Here is a 15,995-nt window from a genome sequence, read left to right as displayed (position 1 = left end):
GCCGTCCCGGCCGACGGAGCCGTCCGCTCCCGCCGCCTTCCCGGCGCGGGGCATCCGGGTGTCCCCGGCGAGCCCGGCCCCCTCGACGGGTCCGGCCCCGTTGACGAGGTCCCTGTCGGCGCCGGTACAGCGGCGCAGCCTGCCCGCCCGACCGGCGTCCCCGTCCCCCTCCCCGGCACCGGCACCGGCCCCCGCCCCGGCTTCGTCCGGCGGTGGCGGCTCGGCTCAGACGTCCGGCCGGGGTGCGGACACCGACGGCGGAAGCCCGGCGAGCGGCAAGGAACCCGCACCGGGTCCGCGAGGAGCCGCCACCCCGGGTTCACCGGCGGCGGGAAGCAACTCCGGTTCGGGGGAGGCCGGTACGGCTGCCCTCCCGCCCGTCGGGCTCCAGCGGGCCGTGCCCCGTCCCGCGGGCTCGGCGCCCAGCGGCGCCCCGGTGCGGGTGCAGCGCGCGGTTCCGGGCGCGGGTGGCGTCGGTGCGGCTGTTCCCGGTCCGTCGGCGGTGGGCGGCGTCACGCCCGCCGCGCGGACCGGCACGGCTCCGCCGTCGTCGCCGAAGCCGTCCTCCACGTCGGCCGGTTCGGGTTCCGCAGGTACGTCGGGGACGGCGGCCGCTGCGTCGGCCGGCTCCGCAGGGTCCCCTTCGGCGAGCGCCGGCCCCAGCGTGCAGCGTGCCGTTCCGGCGCCTGCGGCGCCGTCCTCCCCCGGTGGGGCACCCGGGGGCGCCGGCCTGCGCTCCCCGGGCAGCGCCGCCGCACCTCGGCCGGGCGGAACAGAACGTGGCCCGTCGCCGACGTCCACCCCGGGGCCGCCCCCGCCGACCCCTCCACGCTCCGCCCCGACCTCCCCGACCACCTCCACGCCCTCCGGAACGGTCGCGCCGGTCACCGTGAGCAGACGTGCTGCCACCGGCGCGAGCTCCAGCCCCACCGCCGACGTGCCCACCGGGTCGTCGGCCACCCGCAGTTCGGGTCCCGGGTTCGGTTCCGGCTCCGGTTCCGGTTCCGCCGGACGCATGCCCGGCTCCGGCTCCGGTTCCGTGTCATCCTCCGGACCGGCCTCCACCTCCGCTTCAAGCGCCGCTTCTCCCTCCGGTTCCGCTTCCGGCGCCGCTTCGGGTCCTGCGCGAGGATCCGGGCCCGCGTCGGGCTCCGGCCCGAGCACCGGCCCGGGTTCGCCCGTGCGTCCCGGCTCGGCCTCCGGTGACGGTGGTCGTACGGCATCCCCCGGCGTGCAGCGGGCGGCAGCGGCTCCGGGCTCGGCCTCGGGCCCCACCGCGACCTCACGTGACGGCAGCCGCACATCGACGCCCGGCGTGCAACGCGCCGCGACGGCCCCGACCTCGACCTCTGCCACCAGCCCCGGCCCCGGTCCCGGGTCGAGTGCGACCTCCGGTGCGGGCCCTGCCTCGGCACCCCGCCCCACCGCGACCTCGCACGACGGTGGCCGCGCACCGACCCCGAGCGTGCAACGCGCCGCGACGGCACCGGCCTCGACCCCGGCTCCGGGCTCGGGCCCCGCCTCGGTGCCCGAGCCCGCCTCGGGTTCCGGCGACGCCGGCCGCGCATCGATCCCCGGCGTGCAACGCGCCGCGACGGCACCCGCACCGGCCTCGACGCCGTCCCGGCCGACGACCACACCCGCGCCCGCGCTCACGTCCGCGACCACGCCCACACCCGTCGGCCCTCGTACGGCAGCCACCGACGTGCAACGTGCCGTATCAGCTCCCGTTGCGGTCACCCCGCCCGCGCTACCCGCCACGTCCGCTCCCAACGGCGTGAGCGGTTCGGTCCCGGCGCGCACCGGCCCGGCGCTTCCGGCGCGCTCGGCCGCCAACTCCCCGGCGCCCGGCACAGGTTCCGCGACCACGCCCGCACCGGTGTCCGCGCCCGTGTCCTCTGCCGCGACGAGCGTCCAGCGGGCGGCCTCCGGTGCGGCCGCCCCTCGGCGTCGCGCGGGCCTCGGCGCCCCCACGAGCCTTCCCTCGGGCGGACCGGGCCCGGCGACGCCGCTCGGCCCGCCCGTGGCCTCGCCGACGCCTCCCGCGACTCCGGCCGCCGTCGGCACGCCCTCCGCAGGCGCGTCCGCCCACGGCACCGGCGCCCCGGGTGCGCGGACCGAACCGCTGCCCCCGCTGCGACGCTCCACGCCTCTCGGCGCCCCCGTACAGCGTGCGGCCCTACCGGTCACCGCCGTCGCGCAGCCCGCGCAGCCCACGTCATCGCGCCCCGCGCTGGGCGCCCCCCTCCCCACCCGCCCCGCCGACGCCGCACCACTGAACGCACCGCTGAACGCACCGAGCGGCATCCCGGCGATCGGGCCTCAGGGCGACGCCCCCCGTGCGGCGACAGGGCCCGGCGGCACCTCCTCGGCGCTGGCCCCGTTCACGCCCCCCGTCGTACAGCGCAGCACCGCGATGCCCGGCGCCCCCGAACTCCCGCTGCCCGTACTCTCGTCCGCCCCCGGCACCGGCACGCCGACGCCCCGTCCGGCCCCGCTGCCCCAGGACACCGTCACCGGCCCCACGGGTGCCCTCCCCACGGTCCGTCCCACGACGACGACCGGACAGCACCACCCCGCACACCCCGTCGCCCTCACCGGCAGGCCCCCGGTGGCCCCGGTCCCCCTGGTGTCCCCGGCTTCCGTGCAGCGTCACGCGGCCAAGGCGCCCGTACCGTTGCGCCGCTCCACGCCCGGCGCGACCGCGGGCGGGCCCGTGGCGCGTCCGTACCCCACCCCCGGCCTCACCCCCATGTCCGCTCCGGCGCCGGGACCGGCACCGGCATCCGCGACTTCGTCTGCCCCGCCGGCTCCGGTCGTTCAGCGTCGGGCGCTGCCCGTTCCGGGAACGGCGGCCGGCGCCCCCGTACGCCCCGCCGCACCACCGTCACCCCTCGCACCGCCGGCCCAGGCGTCGCCCATCCCGGTGCCGGCCCCCAGGCCGGTCCCGACCCCCGCCCCGCTGCCCGCGGCGCCCACGCCCCCCGCCCCGGTGGTCCAGCGGCGCCAGGCCGCACCGCCCCCCACGCTGCCGAAGCCGCCCCGCGGCACCGGCGGGCCTCCGCCGGGCGCCGACCAGGGTGCGGCGGATCCGGCTCACGCTCACGCTCACGCGCAGGTGCGCCCCGGTTTCGATCCGCGCGCGCTCACCGACTTCCAGCTCGACGAGCTGACGCACCGCCTCACCGGTCGCATCACCCGTCTGCTCCGCACCGAACTGCGGCTCGACCGCGAACGGATCGGCAGACTCCGCGACCCCCGCCACTGATCGCGCCACCGACCCCGAAGCGCCCGAAGCCCCGCCGCTCCCGACGCCCCCTCTCCCAGAAAGGCCAGGCCCCGATGCCCTCCGATCTCGACCCGGGCTCCACCATCTTCTTCACCCTGACCATCGACGGCGAGAGCCTCGGCTTCTTCAACGGGTGTGAGGGGCTCTCGTCCCAGGTGGAGATCGAGCACCGCCAGGAGGGCGGCAACAACGGCTTCGTCTGGCAACTGCCCTCCCGGGTCACGTTCTCCACGATCCGGCTGACCCGGCCGCTCACCCCGGACACCACCAAGGTCGCCAAGTGGATCTCGTCGGTCACCACGGGCGTGACCCGGCCGACCGCGCAGATCGCGGCACTGCGCGCGGACGGTTCGGAGGTCGCCCGGTGGGGGCTCATCGACGTACTGCCGGTCAGCTGGCAGGGGCCGTCCCTCAGCCCGGACAGCCCGGGTGTGGCCACGGAGGTCCTGGAGATCACCCACCACGGCTTCACGGACTGAGGACCGGGACGAGCACCGGACCAGGACCAGGACCAGGACGAGGCAGGGAGTACAAGCCATGGCCAAGGGAAGCAAAGGCGGCGCCGGCAAGAGCCTGGTCCGTGCCACCCTCGCGATCCACGAACCGCCGGTGGGCACGAGCACGACCCCCGGCGGGCTCATCAAATCCTTCGGGTTCGACTTCAACCCGTCGCAGCTCCAGCTCGGCCGCCGGGCCCAGTGGAAGGTCACCCCCACGGCGGCCATCCGGGACGGCTCCGTACCGGAGTTCATGGGCCCGGAGCCCCGCGAGATGACCGTCGAGATCTTCCTCGACACCTCGGACCAGCCCGGCAGCAACACCGTCCTGAAGAAGGTCGAGTCGCTGCTGGAGTGCTGCGAGGTCACGACCAAGAGCATCGCCGCCAAGCAGCCCTCGCCACCGTGGGTGGTGTTCCAGTGGGGCTCGTTCTCCACGGCCCGCTTCACCGCCTACGTCAGCAGCATCGACGTCACGTACTCGCTCTTCGGCACGACCGGCGTCCCGATCCGCGCCACCTGCCAGGTGCGCCTGAACGAGATCCCCAGCAAGACGAAGGGCCAGAACCCGACCTCCGGCGCCCTCACCGCGCGGCGGGTGCACCGGGTCGTCGCCGGTGACTCCCTCCAGTCCCTGGCCTGGCGCGAGTACGGCGACGCCTCCGCCTGGCGGTCGATCGCCGAGGTCAACGGCATCGACGACCCCTCCCGGCTGCCGACCGGCATCGAGCTGGTCCTGCCGGCCGCCGAGGAGGTGCGCCACTAGTGGTCCAGTCCGCGTTCTCCAGCGTCATCCAGGTCACCCTGGGTGGCGACCCCCTCCCCGTCGACATCGCGCCGCTCCTCGTCGATGGCTGGGTCGACCAGGGGCTCGGTGTGCCGGCCGCGTTCCGGCTCACCTTCCGCGACCCCGGCCGTCAGGTCCTGGGCAAGCTGAAGGTCAAGTTCGGCACCCCCGTCGTCCTCGCCCCGATCGCCGACGGCAAGGGCGCCTCCGACCCGCTCCTCACCGGCGAGGTCTGCGGCCTGGAGGCGGACTACGACGGCACCGGCACCTTCACCGTCATCCGTGGCTACGACTTCGGCCACCGTCTGATGCGCCAGCGCCGCGTCGCCGCCTACCGCAACCAGAGCGCCTCCGACATCGCCCGCAAGCTGGCCGCCCAGGACGGCGTCCCGGTCGGGAAGATCCAGTCCACCAAGACCGTCTACGAGTTCATCAGCCAGGCCAACGTCACCGACTGGGACTTCCTCGCCCGGCTGGCCGACGAGAACGAGATGGTCATGTCGGTGGACTCCGAGGGCAAGTTCCAGTTCGTCAAGCCCGACCCGGCATCCGGTGCGCCGCCCACCTCCACCCCCGGCGACAAGAGCCCCTTCGTCCTCGAGGCCGGCACCGACATCCTCCGCCTGCGGGCCGCCGTCACCGCCGCCGAGCAGGTCGGATCCGTCGAGGCGCGCGGCTGGGACGTGACGACGAAGAAGAAGCTCACCGCGACCGCGCCCGCCAAGACCAACCCCGGCATCAGCATCGGCACGACCCCCGGTGAGGCCGCCGCCAAGTTCAAGCCGGCCAAGCTGGTCGACGCGCAGACGCCGTACGACCGGCAGTCGGAGGTGAAGTTCGCCGCCGAGGCCCTCGCCGACGACGTCACCGGCTCCTTCGCCGAGCTGGAGGTCATCGCGCGCGGCACCCCGAAGCTCCGCCCCGGGCTGCCCGTCACCCTCGCCGACGTCGGCGCTCCCTTCGAGGGCAAGTACACCGCCACCTCCGTACGGCACGTCTTCGGCGACGGCAAGCACTACGAGGCCTGGGTGACGGTCAGCGGACGGCAGTGGCGGTCCCTGTACGGACTCGCCTCCGGCGGCGGCAACGCCTCCAACGGCCTGAACCTCCCCGGCACCGCCAACGCCCTGGTCACCGACGTCGGCGACCCGCTCAAGCAGGGCCGCGTCAAGCTCCAGTTCCCCTGGCTCGACGACGCCTACGTCAGCGACTGGACGCGCGTGGTGCAGTGGGGCGGCAAGCGCGGCGGCTCGATCTTCCCCCTCGACGTCGGCGACGAGGTGCTGGTCGGCTTCGACCGGGGCGCCCTGGACCACCCCTACGTCATCGGCGGCCTGTACAACGGCAAGGACAAGCCGACCCCCGTCAAGGACGTGCCCCTGCACGACGGCGCCCGGCAGCGGGCCTCCCGGCACACCCTGTCCGACCGCGAGGGCAACCGGGTGGACCTGCTCAGCCAGCGGACCGGCGGCAAGCAGGGCGTGCGGCTGACCAGCGGCGACGACAAACTCGTCATCAACCTGGACCGGGCGCAGACCGAGATCACCGTGGACAGCAAGGGCACCGTCAGCATCACGGGCAGCCGCTCGGTGACCGTCAAGGCGGGCACCGACCTCACCCTCACCGCGGGCCGCAACATCGCCATCCGAAGCGGCGGCTCCATCACCCTCCGGGGCAACCTGATCAACATCAGGTCGATGACGGGCATGGTGTCGGTGGACGCGGCGGGCCTGCTCAACCTCAAGGCGGGCGGTGCCGCCACGTTCAGCGCGGGCGCCGCCGTCCAGATCAACTCCACCGCCAACGTGGGCATCCGGGCCGCCACGCTCATGCTCCAGGGCGTGGTCATGGTCAACGCAAAGCCGTACCCGCTGCCGTGACGCGCGGACGGCACGCCGTGAGAACCAGGAAAAGGCAGGTGGCCCTCTGATGGCCGAGCAATTCGTCGGATCGGGCTGGGCGTTCCCGCTCCGCATCGGCCCCACCGGGGGTATCGCCCTGGTCAGCGGGGAGCGCGAGATCGAGGAGGCCATCCGGCTGATCCTCGCCACCGCGCCGGGCGAACGCCCCATGCGCCCGGAGTACGGCTGCGCCATCCACGACCTGGTCTTCGCCCCGGTCAACGAGGCGACGGCCGGGCGCATCCAGCACGAGGTGTACACCAGCCTGGACCGCTGGGAGCCGCGCATCGAGGTCACCGATGTCGAGGTCACCGCCGGCGCCGAACAGGGCGTGCTCTTCATCGACGTCCAGTACGCGATCCGCGGCACCAACAATCCGCGCAGTCTCGTCTTCCCCTTCTACGTCATTCCGTCCCACGACGAGCCGGGTCCCCCCGGTCCGTCCGGTACGGCTTCCGAAAGCGACCGCTGATGGCCCTGCCCTCCCCGAACCTGGACGACCGCCGCTTCCAGCAGTTCGTCGACGACGCCAAGCGCTACATCCAGCAGCGCGCACCGGAGTGGACCGACCACAACGTCTCCGACCCGGGCGTGACGCTCGTCGAGACGGTCGCCCACATGGCCGACCAGATCGTCTACCGCCTCAACCGCGTCCCCGACAAGAACCACCTCGCCTTCCTGGACCTGGTCGGCATCCGCCTCTTCCCGCCGTCCGCCGCCCGCACGGAGGTCACCTTCTGGCTGTCCGCGCCGCAGGACGAGCCGGTCCTGCTGCCGGTGGGCACCGAGGTGGCGACGGTCCGCACGGAGAGCGAGGAAGCCGTCGTCTTCGCGACGGAACGCGAACTCACCGTCGTGCCGAGCCAGTTGAGCCACCTCGTCGTGCAGCACCGGGGCGAGCCGGTCACCGACCGGACCACCGACCTCGCCGAGGGCAAGGACCTGCTCTGCTTCGCCGAGGCGCCGCAGCCCGGCGACTGCATGCTGTTCGGCCTGAGCGCGGCCGTCCCGCACTGCGCGGTGGTCCTGGAACTCGACAGCCGCGTCGACGGCGTCGGCGTCGACCCGCGCCAGCCCCCGCTGGTCTGGGAGGCGTGGACCGAGGACGGCTGGCAGGAGTGCGAGATCGACCGCGACGGCACCGGCGGCCTCAACCGCCCCGGCGAGGTCGTCCTGCACATCACCGGCGGCCACGTCCTGTCCCGGTCCGGCGGCCAGGAGGCCGGCTGGCTGCGCTGCCGTGTCACCGAGCCCCTGCCCGGTCAGCCCTTCTACACGACCTCCCCGACCGTGCGGTCCGCCGAGGTGTTCACGGTCGGCGGCACCGCCCCCGCCGTGCACGCCGAGACCGTCTACGACGAGGCCCTCGGCGAGTCCACGGGCCTCCCCGGCCAGCACGTCGCCCTCGCGCACGCGCCCGTCGTCGGCGACGACCCGCCGCTCCTGCTCCAGACCGCCCAGCACGAGGGCTGGTCCGACTGGCAGGTCGTCCCGCACTTCGCCGCCTCCGGCCCCGACGACCGCCATGTCACCCTCGACGCGGCCACCGGCGAGATCGCCTTCGGCCCGTCCGTCCGCGAACCCGACGGCAGACTCCGCCAGTACGGCGCCGTCGCCCCCAAGGGCTCGGTCATCCGCGCCCGCCGCTACCGCACGGGCGGCGGCCGGGCCGGCAACGTGGCCCGGGGCGCGGTCCAGGTGCTCCGCACCTCCGTCCCGTACGTCTCGGAGGTCGTCAACCGGGAGGCCGCGCGCGGCGGAGTGGACGGCGAGACGGTGGAGGAGGCGAAACTCCGCGCGCCGATCACCCTGCGTGCCCAGGAGCGGGCCGTGACCCTGCGCGACTACGAGGAGCTCGCCCGCCGCGCCGCCCCCGAGACCGCCCGCATCACCTGCCTGGAGGGGCAGCCCGACGAGCACGGCTCCTACGCGGTACGGGTGCTGGTGGTCCCGCAGGCCGTACCTGACCCCGGCGGACGCCTCCGCTTCGAGCAACTGGTGCCCGGCGACTCCCTGCTGGACCGCATCACCCGCCACCTCGACGAACGCCGCCTGATCGGCACCAGGCTGGCCGTCGGCCCGCCGTACTACCAGGGTGTGACGGTGGTGGCGACGGTGCACGCCTTCAGGGGCGTCGACACCGACCGCGTCCGCCGCCAGGCCCACGACGCCCTCTACCGCCACCTCGACCCGCTGATCGGCGGCGCGGACGGCAAGGGGTGGCCCTTCGGCCGCCCGGTGCAGTCGGGCGAGGTCTTCGCCGTCCTCCAACGCGTCCCGGGAGTGGAGCTGGTCGACCAGGTCATGCTGCACCCCGCCGACCCGCTGACGGGCAAGCGCGGCGAGGCCACCGACCGCATCGACCTGGCCGCCCCGGCCCTGGTGTTCTCCTACGACCACCGGGTGCGAGTGATCGGGGACGGCGCATGACCGGCACGAACTCACCGAAGGGAACAGGACGTTGAGAGGCTCGGTGGACGGACTCGGCTCCTCCGTGCCGATCGGCGCGATGCTGCCGGCCGTCTTCGCCGACGACGACCTGGCCCAGCGCTTCGTCGGGGGCCTGGACGAGGTGATCGCCCCCATCCTCAACGTCCTCGACTGCCTGCCCGCCTACTTCGACCCGGCCCTCGCCCCGGTCGACTTCACCCGCTGGCTGGCGTCCTGGGTCGGCGCGGAGACCGACGGCACGGAACCGGAACCGAGACTGCGGGCCGCGGTCGCGGCGGCCGCGTACCTGCACCGGGTGCGCGGCACCCGGCGCGGCCTGTCGGAGACGGTCCGGCTGGCCTTCGGCGTGGATCCGGAGATCTCCGAGAGCGGCGGCGCCGAGTGGAGCGCCCGGCCGCTCGGCCCGGTCCCCGGCGAACCCCGGCCGCACCTGCACGTCACGATCCGGCTGCCCGACCCCGGCCCGGCGGACGAGCACCGCCTGGACACCCTCGTGGCCGCCGCCCGCCCTGCCCACATGCCGTACACGGTCAAGGTGACCGCCGCCGAAAGGACCCCGGAGAGATGACCACCCAGAACTGCGCCGAGTGCGGCACGCGGGCCGAGCCCGGCCAGTCGTTCTGCGACGCCTGCGGCGCCGTACTGAGCTGGACGGACCGCCCCCCGGCCCGCACCGGCGCGGGCACCGGGTCGGGCTCGGGCACCGGGTCGACCACCGGCGCGGGCTCGGGATCGCACCCCGGTACCGGATCCGGGTCGGACTCCGGGTCCGGGTCGGGCGTCGCTGCCGGGACGGACCCGGGCTCGAGCTCGGGAACAGGTACCAGGACAGGTTCCGGTTCCGGTTCCGGTTCCGGTTCCGGTTCCGCGACGGGTGACGGGGCAGGGGCGGGGGCGCCCTACGGGTCCGGGACGGCGTCCGCTCCCGGACCCGCGCACGGGTCCGGGACGGGTTCCGGGTCCGGAGCGGCGCCCGCTCACGGATCCGGATCGGGCTCGGCGTACGGGTCCGGAGCCGCGGCCGGAGCCGACTCCGGGGCCGTCGGTGGCGGCTCCGGGACCGGGTACCGCTCCGCGGAGGGCACGCGGGAGCCGGCGGGCGCCGCGGGGCCGGAGGCCGGCGCGGTCTCCCGCACGGCCTCCGCTTCCGCCTCCACCGCTCCCGTTCCGGCCCCCGCCTCCGGCGCCGTCTTGGGTACGGCGGTGGCGAGCGCGTCGGCACCCACCTCGCCCCACGCCACACCCGAGCCTTCGACCCAGGCCGCCGCCCCGGCCGCCGACGACGACCACGACCCGGACGACGAGGACACCACGGAAACTCCCCTGCCGGTCATCCCGCCGGAGGACGGCACCGCCGCTCCGTCAGGCACAGCACCGGCCTCCGCGCCAGCACCCGCCCACGCCCCCGACCACACCGCCCCCACCACCCCCGTACCGGCGGCCGCCCCCGCGCCCGCCCTCGGCGACACGATGGCCGCCCGCGCCCGCTCCCTCCTGGTCCCCGTCGCCGACGCGGAGCCGCGCCCCGCCGAGCCCCCGTCCGTGGCCCCGGTCCTGCCGGGCAGGCCGGTCGCGGACCGGCCGCAGGTACGCGCGCCAGGACCCGTCCAGGGTGAGCAGTACGGCGTCGCGTGCCCCTGGTGCGCCACCCCCAACAACCCCGACCGGCACTTCTGCGTCCGCTGCGCGATGCCCATGACGCTGGAGGACCGCTCCTCGGTCCGCCTCCCCTGGTGGCGCCGCCTGTTCAACCGCAACGGCGCGTCCCCCTGGGCCGGCGACCGCCCGCGCCTGCGCCGTACGTTCGACCGCATCCTCAGCTGGGTGGTGGGGGCGGTCGTCCTCACCCTCGTGATCATCGCGGCGATGAACACACCGGAGGCGATCCAGGCCACCCGCGACCACTTCGCCAAGCGCGCGCCGGTCGCCCCGGACTCGTTCGCGGCCTCGCGCTCCTACCCGGGGCACAAGCCGGAGCTGGCCTTCGACAAGATCAACAACAGCTGGTGGGGTCCCGGTGTCTCGCAGTCGGGCGAGGGCGAGTGGATCGAGGCCCGCTTCGACGAGCCGACCCGCCTGCTGGACCTGATCATCACCTCGGGCACGTCGGTCCGCCCCGACCAGCTCAACCAGTCGGCCCTCCCCCACCGCATCAAGGCGACGATCACCCTGAAGGACGGCAAGACGACGACCCGGGAGATCACCCTGGACCAGAGCTCGGGCGCCCAGCGGCGCGCCTTCCGCGTGGGCGACGTCACCAAGGTCCGTTTCACGATCGAGTCGTCGTACATGGCGTCCGGGAGCAAGCAGGTGTCGATAGCCGAGATCGAGTTCTTCGGCCGGTCGAGCGCCAACTCCACGTGACCGTGCGACGGCTTGACGGCTCCGACGGCTGACGGCTGACGGCTGACGGCATGACCTGAGGCCTTACCTGCCGGTTCAAGGCCCCGGGTGGCCGGGAGGGAAGCACTCCTCCCGGCCACCCGGGGCCTCCCCTTCCAGTGCGTACTTGCGTAAGTCAAGCAAGCTATTTATAGTTGCCTGAGTTAAGCAAGCTAGTCCGCTGCGGAAGGAACCGCCGTGAAGTCGCTGACCTCCTTCGCCCGCTTCGTGGCCTTCGGCGGCGGCACCGGGGTCCTCTCCAGCCTGGCCGTCCCACTACTGGCGGCGCTGATGCCGTGGGCCCTGTCGAACGCGCTGATCACCATCGCCTCGACGGTCCTGTGCACCGAGCTCCACGCCCGGTACACGTTCCGCACCGGCCGCCGTGCGGGCCTGCGCCGGCACTGTCAGGCGGCGGGCTCGGCGGCGGCCGCCTACGGGGCGACCTCCGTGGCCGTGTTCGCCCTCCACGCGGTCCAGCCCGCCCCCGGCATGCTCACCGAGCAGCTGGTCTACCTCTCGGCCTCGGGCCTCGCGGGCACAGGCCGCTTCGTGATCCTGCGCCTGTTCGTCTTCGCGACAGCCACCGACCACGAGACGGCGAACACGGCGAACACGCCGAAGACGACCGACACGAACCTGCCGGCCGTCAAGCCGACGACGACGATCCCGCGTCCCCGGCGCACGCCGGTCATCCCCACCGGCGGGCTCACGGTGGCCCTCGGCCCGAGCTGACCGAGGCGCGGGGCCGCGCGTCCTCACCGCGCGGGCCGCCGCACCTTCCGCGCTTCGCGATCGACCGCCCAGGCGTCCGCCACCGGGCCCAGGTGCCCGAGCTTGTCGGGGTTGATCACCAGCCGGACCGCCTGGATCCGCCCGTGAACCACGTCGAGCGCCAGGTGTTGGCGGATGGGCGGGTCCGTACGGGGCATCGGCTCGGCGGGTTTCGAGGTCGTCGCCGAACTGCCCCAGGACACACGGAAAACGAACGAGTCCCACCCCGTCTGACACGGGATGGGACTCGTTTCACCTGGAGCGCCGGGCAGGCCTTGCACCTGCATCTCCCCGCAGGAAGCGGGGCATCTTTCCTTAGACGACCAACGCAAGAGTTCGTTCACCGTTTGTTCTCCGGTGACCGGCTCAAGATCAAGCTTACCCCATTTCCAGGGTGCTCTTGACCATGTACATCGTCAGGCCGGACGCCCCGTCAGGCGACGTCGCCGATCTTCAACTCGGGTCCGACGACCAGGGTGACGACGCCCGGGGCGGCCGAAGCGTCGGCGGTGGCCGTCCGGCCGGGCAGCCGGGAGGCGAGGACGGCGGCCTGGCTGTCGAGGCCCGCCGGATAGGTGACGGTCGTCTTGGCCACCGTCTTGTCGGCGTTGCCCGTGCCGGTGACGGTGTAGCCCGCGTCCTTCAGCCTCTCCGCGACGGCGGCGGCGCGTCCGGAGACCCCGGTGCCGTTGAGGACCTGGACCCGCACGCTGGAGGCGTACACCACGTTCTTCTTCGCCGCCTCCAACTGCGGCTTGGTCACCTCCTTGTCCTTGGCCAGGGAGGTGAACAGGTCGGCGGCCTGCGGGTACTGCCAGACGATGTTGGCCTTGTCGGTGGGCTGGTCCGCCTCGCGCCCGTAGTTGGGCACGGTGAGGAAGCTCAGGCGGTCGCTCGGTATCCCCTTGAGCTCGTTGGCCAGCCCGTACAGCGGCTTGATCCCGGCCATGTCGGGGTCGGTGGTGAGGGACTTGGTGATCGACTGGAGGAAGCCGTACATGGCGTCGGGGCTCGTGAGCTTGGACTTGGCCTTCTTGGCCAGCGCGTCCATGAACTCCTGCTGGCGGCCGATGCGTCCGATGTCGGAGCCGTCGCCCACGCTGTAGCGGGTGCGGACGTATCCGAGCGCCTTCTCGCCCTTGACGGTCTGGCAGCCCGCCTCCAGGTCCAGGTGGGCCTTCTCGTCGTGGATGGCCTGCTTCGGGCAGACCTCGATGCCCTCCAGCGCGTCTACCATGCCCTTGAAGCCGGAGAAGTCGACCGTCATGAAGTGGTCGATGCGCAGACCCGTGTTGGACTCGACGGTCTTGATGCTGCAGGCGGCGGCCTCGGCGACCTTGCCGTCGCTGCCGCCGAGCGCGAACGCCTCGTTGATCTTGAAGTGGTGCGGGGAGGACGAACTGCCGTCGCTCTTCTGGCAACTGGGTATCTCCACCCACGAGTCGCGCGGGAAGGAGACGACCGAGGCCCACTTACGGTCGGCGGGGATGTGCAGCACCATCAGCGTGTCGGACTGCATGGTGGTCAGGTCCTTGCCGTACTTGGCGTTGGCGCCGTCGCGGCTGTCGGATCCGACGATCATGATGTTCTTCGAGCCGGGACTGAGGTTCTCGGGCCGGTTCTCGCCCAGCTTGTCGTCCACGTCGGCGGAGTTGATGTTGTTGTTCAGGTCGTTGTAGACCCAGGCCCCTACCCCGCCCACGCCGAGGACGACGACGGCTGTCACGCCCGCGCCCCACGCGAGGATCCGCCCCCGCCGGGTGAGCCGCGTCCTGCCGGTTCCGCCCGTCCTGCCCTTGCTGCCGCGGCCGGCCGCCTCCACCGGAGTACGCCCACGCCTCCTCGTCCCGCTCACCGGCGCTCGCTCCTCCGCCTCGGCTGTTTCACCCCGTACACCGTGCTCGGATCGTCGGCGTTGGTCACCGCCGAACGTCGGAACCCTACACGCGTGCAGGAATACGTCTGAAAAGCACAGATGACTCAGGAGACTCACGGAGCCACCCAAGGGTTGCCCCCGCGGTTGATCACCGCGGGGGCAACAGACCCGGCCGGACGACCGGACGACCGGACGACCCGATGGCCGGATGGCCGGATGACCGGGCAGACGGCTACGGCGCGTTGATCAGGTCGACCGGCGGGACCGAGACCGTTCGGGCGCCGTCGGTGCCACCCAGGACGACCTTGCGCAGGGAGACGTTGTTCTTCGTGTCGGTCTCCTGGAGGCGGTTCGCCGGGTTGGCGATGACCTGGATGTAGTAGGTGCCGTTCGCCAGGCCGGTGATGTCGAAGGACTGGCCGGGACGGTACTGGGTGTACGTGTCACCGGAGCCGACGTCGAGGACCTCCCGCACGGAGATCGAGTTCTGCTGACCGCAGGCGGTCGACAGATCGGTGTTGTACGGGTGCCAGTTGGCGTTCTTCACCGTGTAGTCGATGGCGTCGGTGTTGGCGAGGCAGAACGCCTCCTTGCCGCTCTTGACGATCTCCTTCTGGTCGGCGGCGAGCAGCCGGTAGCTGGCGAAGTCGGTGAAGTGCCAGTGCTCGTGGCCGATGCGCGGGTCCCACTCCATGGTTCCGGCGGGGGCGTAACCGACCTGCTTGCCGTTGGCGTCGTAGAAGTACTGGTACGAGTCCATCAGGTCCGCGCCCGGCTTGCGGAAGCCGTCCACGACGAGCGGCGCGGGGCCCGCGTTCCAGACGTTGGCGCTGAAGGCGAGGTAGTCCTTGCCGGCCACGTCGCCGTCCTCGCCGTCGGTGACCGCGATGTCCCAGGCCGGCAGCGAACGCAGATCCGGCTTGGGCACGTTGGCCGGTACGCCCGCGCGCCCGGTGGGCCGCTTGGTGGCGGACTTCAGCGCGGGCGCGACCCGGGAGCCGTCGGTGTGACCGGAGCCGTCGCCCAGGTGGTGGGCGAGACCGCGGGCCTCCAGGGCGTGCGAGAGCGCGGAGGGCGTGGGCGCGTCGGCGCCACGGGGCCCGTAGTGATGACCGCCCTCCATGCCGGCCATGCCTTCCATGCCGGCCATGCCTTCCATGCCCGCCATGTCGTGCGACGCGCCATGGCCGCCGCCGGCGCCATGGGCACTCTGGGCGGTGAGACCGACCCCGCCGCCCCCTCCGGCTGTGCCTTCCCCGCCGTCGCTGATCTCCCGGACGGTCAGCGCGATCGTCGGCCGGTCGTCGGGGATGCCGAACAGGTCGCGGTACTTCTTCGCCACCCCGACCTTGACGGTGTACTCACCCGCGGCCAGGTCGACCGGCCTGTCGTAGTCGAAGGCGGAGGTGTTGGCCGCCCAGCCCTTCTCCACACCCCAGACGGAGCCGAGCGTGAAGGGGTTGGTGGAGCAGCTCTCCGGATAGTGCGAGGTGGCCGGGGCGTCCGGACGCAGCCGGCCGGAGGCGTTGTTCAGGCAGAAGTTGCTCGTGCTCTTCTGCACCTCCACCCCGGCCGCGTTCTTGATGGAGACCTCCAGGAAGTCCGGCAGGCCGCCGAAGTCCTTGACGAGCCCGGCGGGCAGCGTCTTCGTCGTCACCTTCGACCCGTTGCGCAGGATCTGCTGGGCGACGATCGGGTCCTTGTACGACTTACGGGTCACCTTCAGCTCCAGCGGAGCGTTGTCGACGGTGACGTACGTGCCGAGGTCGAGGTAGACCCCGGAGTTCCCCTCGTACCGGTCGGCGATCACGGCCTTCGACGCGGCGACGAGCTTGAGCTTCGGCGTCCCGGCCGGGCTCGCGGGCGCGGCCCCGGCGCCGGGAGCGGACCCGGCGACGGCGGCCACGACGGTGAGCGCGGCCCCCGCGGCGAACGCCGCGCGCTTGAGGCCCTTACGGTCTTGCGATCTGGTCATCGGTTCCTCGTCTGCGAGTGCCATGGTCAGTGGCATCGGACTGGACAGCCCAGATCTCCGGCC

Annotated in this window: 13 protein-coding genes and 1 pseudogene; 9 read left to right on the top strand and 5 right to left on the bottom strand. The window is 73.2% G+C overall.

Features of this window, described 5'->3' with window-relative positions; all coding sequences use genetic code 11:
• Positions 1 to 225: 225 nt before the first annotated feature.
• Positions 226 to 1,701 (bottom strand): hypothetical protein, encoded by a 1,476-nt coding sequence (locus ACFVYS_RS32695; RefSeq protein ID WP_389507962.1) that lies wholly within the window; start codon positions 1,699 to 1,701, stop codon positions 226 to 228.
• 178 nt (positions 1,702 to 1,879) lie between these two features.
• Between ACFVYS_RS32695 and ACFVYS_RS32690 the strand changes: the two genes are divergently transcribed.
• From ACFVYS_RS32690 to ACFVYS_RS32660, 7 genes are all read left to right on the top strand, one after another.
• Positions 1,880 to 3,268, top strand: coding sequence for a hypothetical protein (locus tag ACFVYS_RS32690; protein WP_389507960.1), 1,389 nt, complete (start codon positions 1,880 to 1,882; stop codon positions 3,266 to 3,268).
• Positions 3,269 to 3,342: 74 nt separating this feature from the next.
• Complete coding sequence (locus ACFVYS_RS32685) at positions 3,343 to 3,768, top strand: phage tail protein (protein ID WP_020132884.1); 426 nt, start codon at positions 3,343 to 3,345, stop codon at positions 3,766 to 3,768.
• 58 nt (positions 3,769 to 3,826) lie between these two features.
• Positions 3,827 to 4,552, top strand: coding sequence for a peptidase M23 (locus ACFVYS_RS32680; protein WP_389507958.1), 726 nt, complete (start codon positions 3,827 to 3,829; stop codon positions 4,550 to 4,552).
• Positions 4,552 to 6,453 carry a VgrG-related protein gene (locus ACFVYS_RS32675; RefSeq protein WP_389507956.1) on the top strand — a complete coding sequence of 634 codons (1,902 nt, stop codon included), beginning with the start codon at positions 4,552 to 4,554 and terminating at the stop codon, positions 6,451 to 6,453. The genes ACFVYS_RS32680 and ACFVYS_RS32675 overlap by 1 nt, the downstream gene beginning before the upstream one ends.
• Before the next feature lie 49 nt (positions 6,454 to 6,502).
• Positions 6,503 to 6,946 (top strand): GPW/gp25 family protein, encoded by a 444-nt coding sequence (locus ACFVYS_RS32670; RefSeq protein WP_389507954.1) that lies wholly within the window; start codon positions 6,503 to 6,505, stop codon positions 6,944 to 6,946.
• The gene (locus ACFVYS_RS32665) at positions 6,946 to 8,904 is read left to right on the top strand and encodes a putative baseplate assembly protein (protein WP_389507952.1); all 1,959 of its coding nucleotides are present in this window, start codon (positions 6,946 to 6,948) and stop codon (positions 8,902 to 8,904) included. Before ACFVYS_RS32670 ends, ACFVYS_RS32665 begins: the two co-directional genes overlap by 1 nt.
• A 31-nt stretch (positions 8,905 to 8,935) precedes the next feature.
• Entirely contained in the window at positions 8,936 to 9,493 is a 558-nt protein-coding gene (locus tag ACFVYS_RS32660) for a phage tail protein (protein ID WP_389507950.1), read from the top strand.
• Positions 9,494 to 9,902: 409 nt separating this feature from the next.
• On the opposite strand, the gene ACFVYS_RS32655 is transcribed toward ACFVYS_RS32660, so the two are convergent.
• Positions 9,903 to 10,151 carry a hypothetical protein gene (locus tag ACFVYS_RS32655; protein WP_389507948.1) on the bottom strand — a complete coding sequence of 83 codons (249 nt, stop codon included), beginning with the start codon at positions 10,149 to 10,151 and terminating at the stop codon, positions 9,903 to 9,905.
• Between ACFVYS_RS32655 and ACFVYS_RS32650 the strand changes: the two genes are divergently transcribed.
• Entirely contained in the window at positions 10,129 to 11,289 is a 1,161-nt protein-coding gene (locus ACFVYS_RS32650) for an NADase-type glycan-binding domain-containing protein (RefSeq protein WP_389507946.1), read from the top strand. The two genes, ACFVYS_RS32655 and ACFVYS_RS32650, sit on opposite strands and share 23 nt — an antisense overlap.
• Before the next feature lie 216 nt (positions 11,290 to 11,505).
• Positions 11,506 to 12,042: a hypothetical protein gene (locus ACFVYS_RS32645; RefSeq protein ID WP_389507944.1), complete on the top strand. Its 537-nt coding sequence runs from the start codon at positions 11,506 to 11,508 to the stop codon at positions 12,040 to 12,042.
• Positions 12,043 to 12,065: 23 nt separating this feature from the next.
• Here ACFVYS_RS32645 and ACFVYS_RS32640 read toward each other — a convergent pair.
• The 3 genes and pseudogenes from ACFVYS_RS32640 to ACFVYS_RS32630 all read right to left on the bottom strand — a co-directional run.
• Positions 12,066 to 12,209 (bottom strand): annotated as a pseudogene (locus ACFVYS_RS32640) (RNA polymerase subunit sigma-24); the annotation flags it as partial.
• Positions 12,210 to 12,514: 305 nt separating this feature from the next.
• A complete protein-coding gene (locus ACFVYS_RS32635) occupies positions 12,515 to 13,828 on the bottom strand; it encodes an LCP family protein (protein ID WP_389508041.1) in 1,314 nt (437 codons plus the stop codon).
• Positions 13,829 to 14,189: 361 nt separating this feature from the next.
• Positions 14,190 to 15,932: a lysyl oxidase family protein gene (locus ACFVYS_RS32630; protein ID WP_389507942.1), complete on the bottom strand. Its 1,743-nt coding sequence runs from the start codon at positions 15,930 to 15,932 to the stop codon at positions 14,190 to 14,192.
• Positions 15,933 to 15,995 lie beyond the last annotated feature (63 nt).

This window comes from Streptomyces sp. NPDC058295 (genome assembly GCF_042880655.1).
GTDB classification, from domain to species: domain Bacteria; phylum Actinomycetota; class Actinomycetes; order Streptomycetales; family Streptomycetaceae; genus Streptomyces; species Streptomyces coriariae.
Note: the sequence above shows the minus strand (reverse complement) of the source record. Positions and strands in the feature narration are given on the sequence as shown.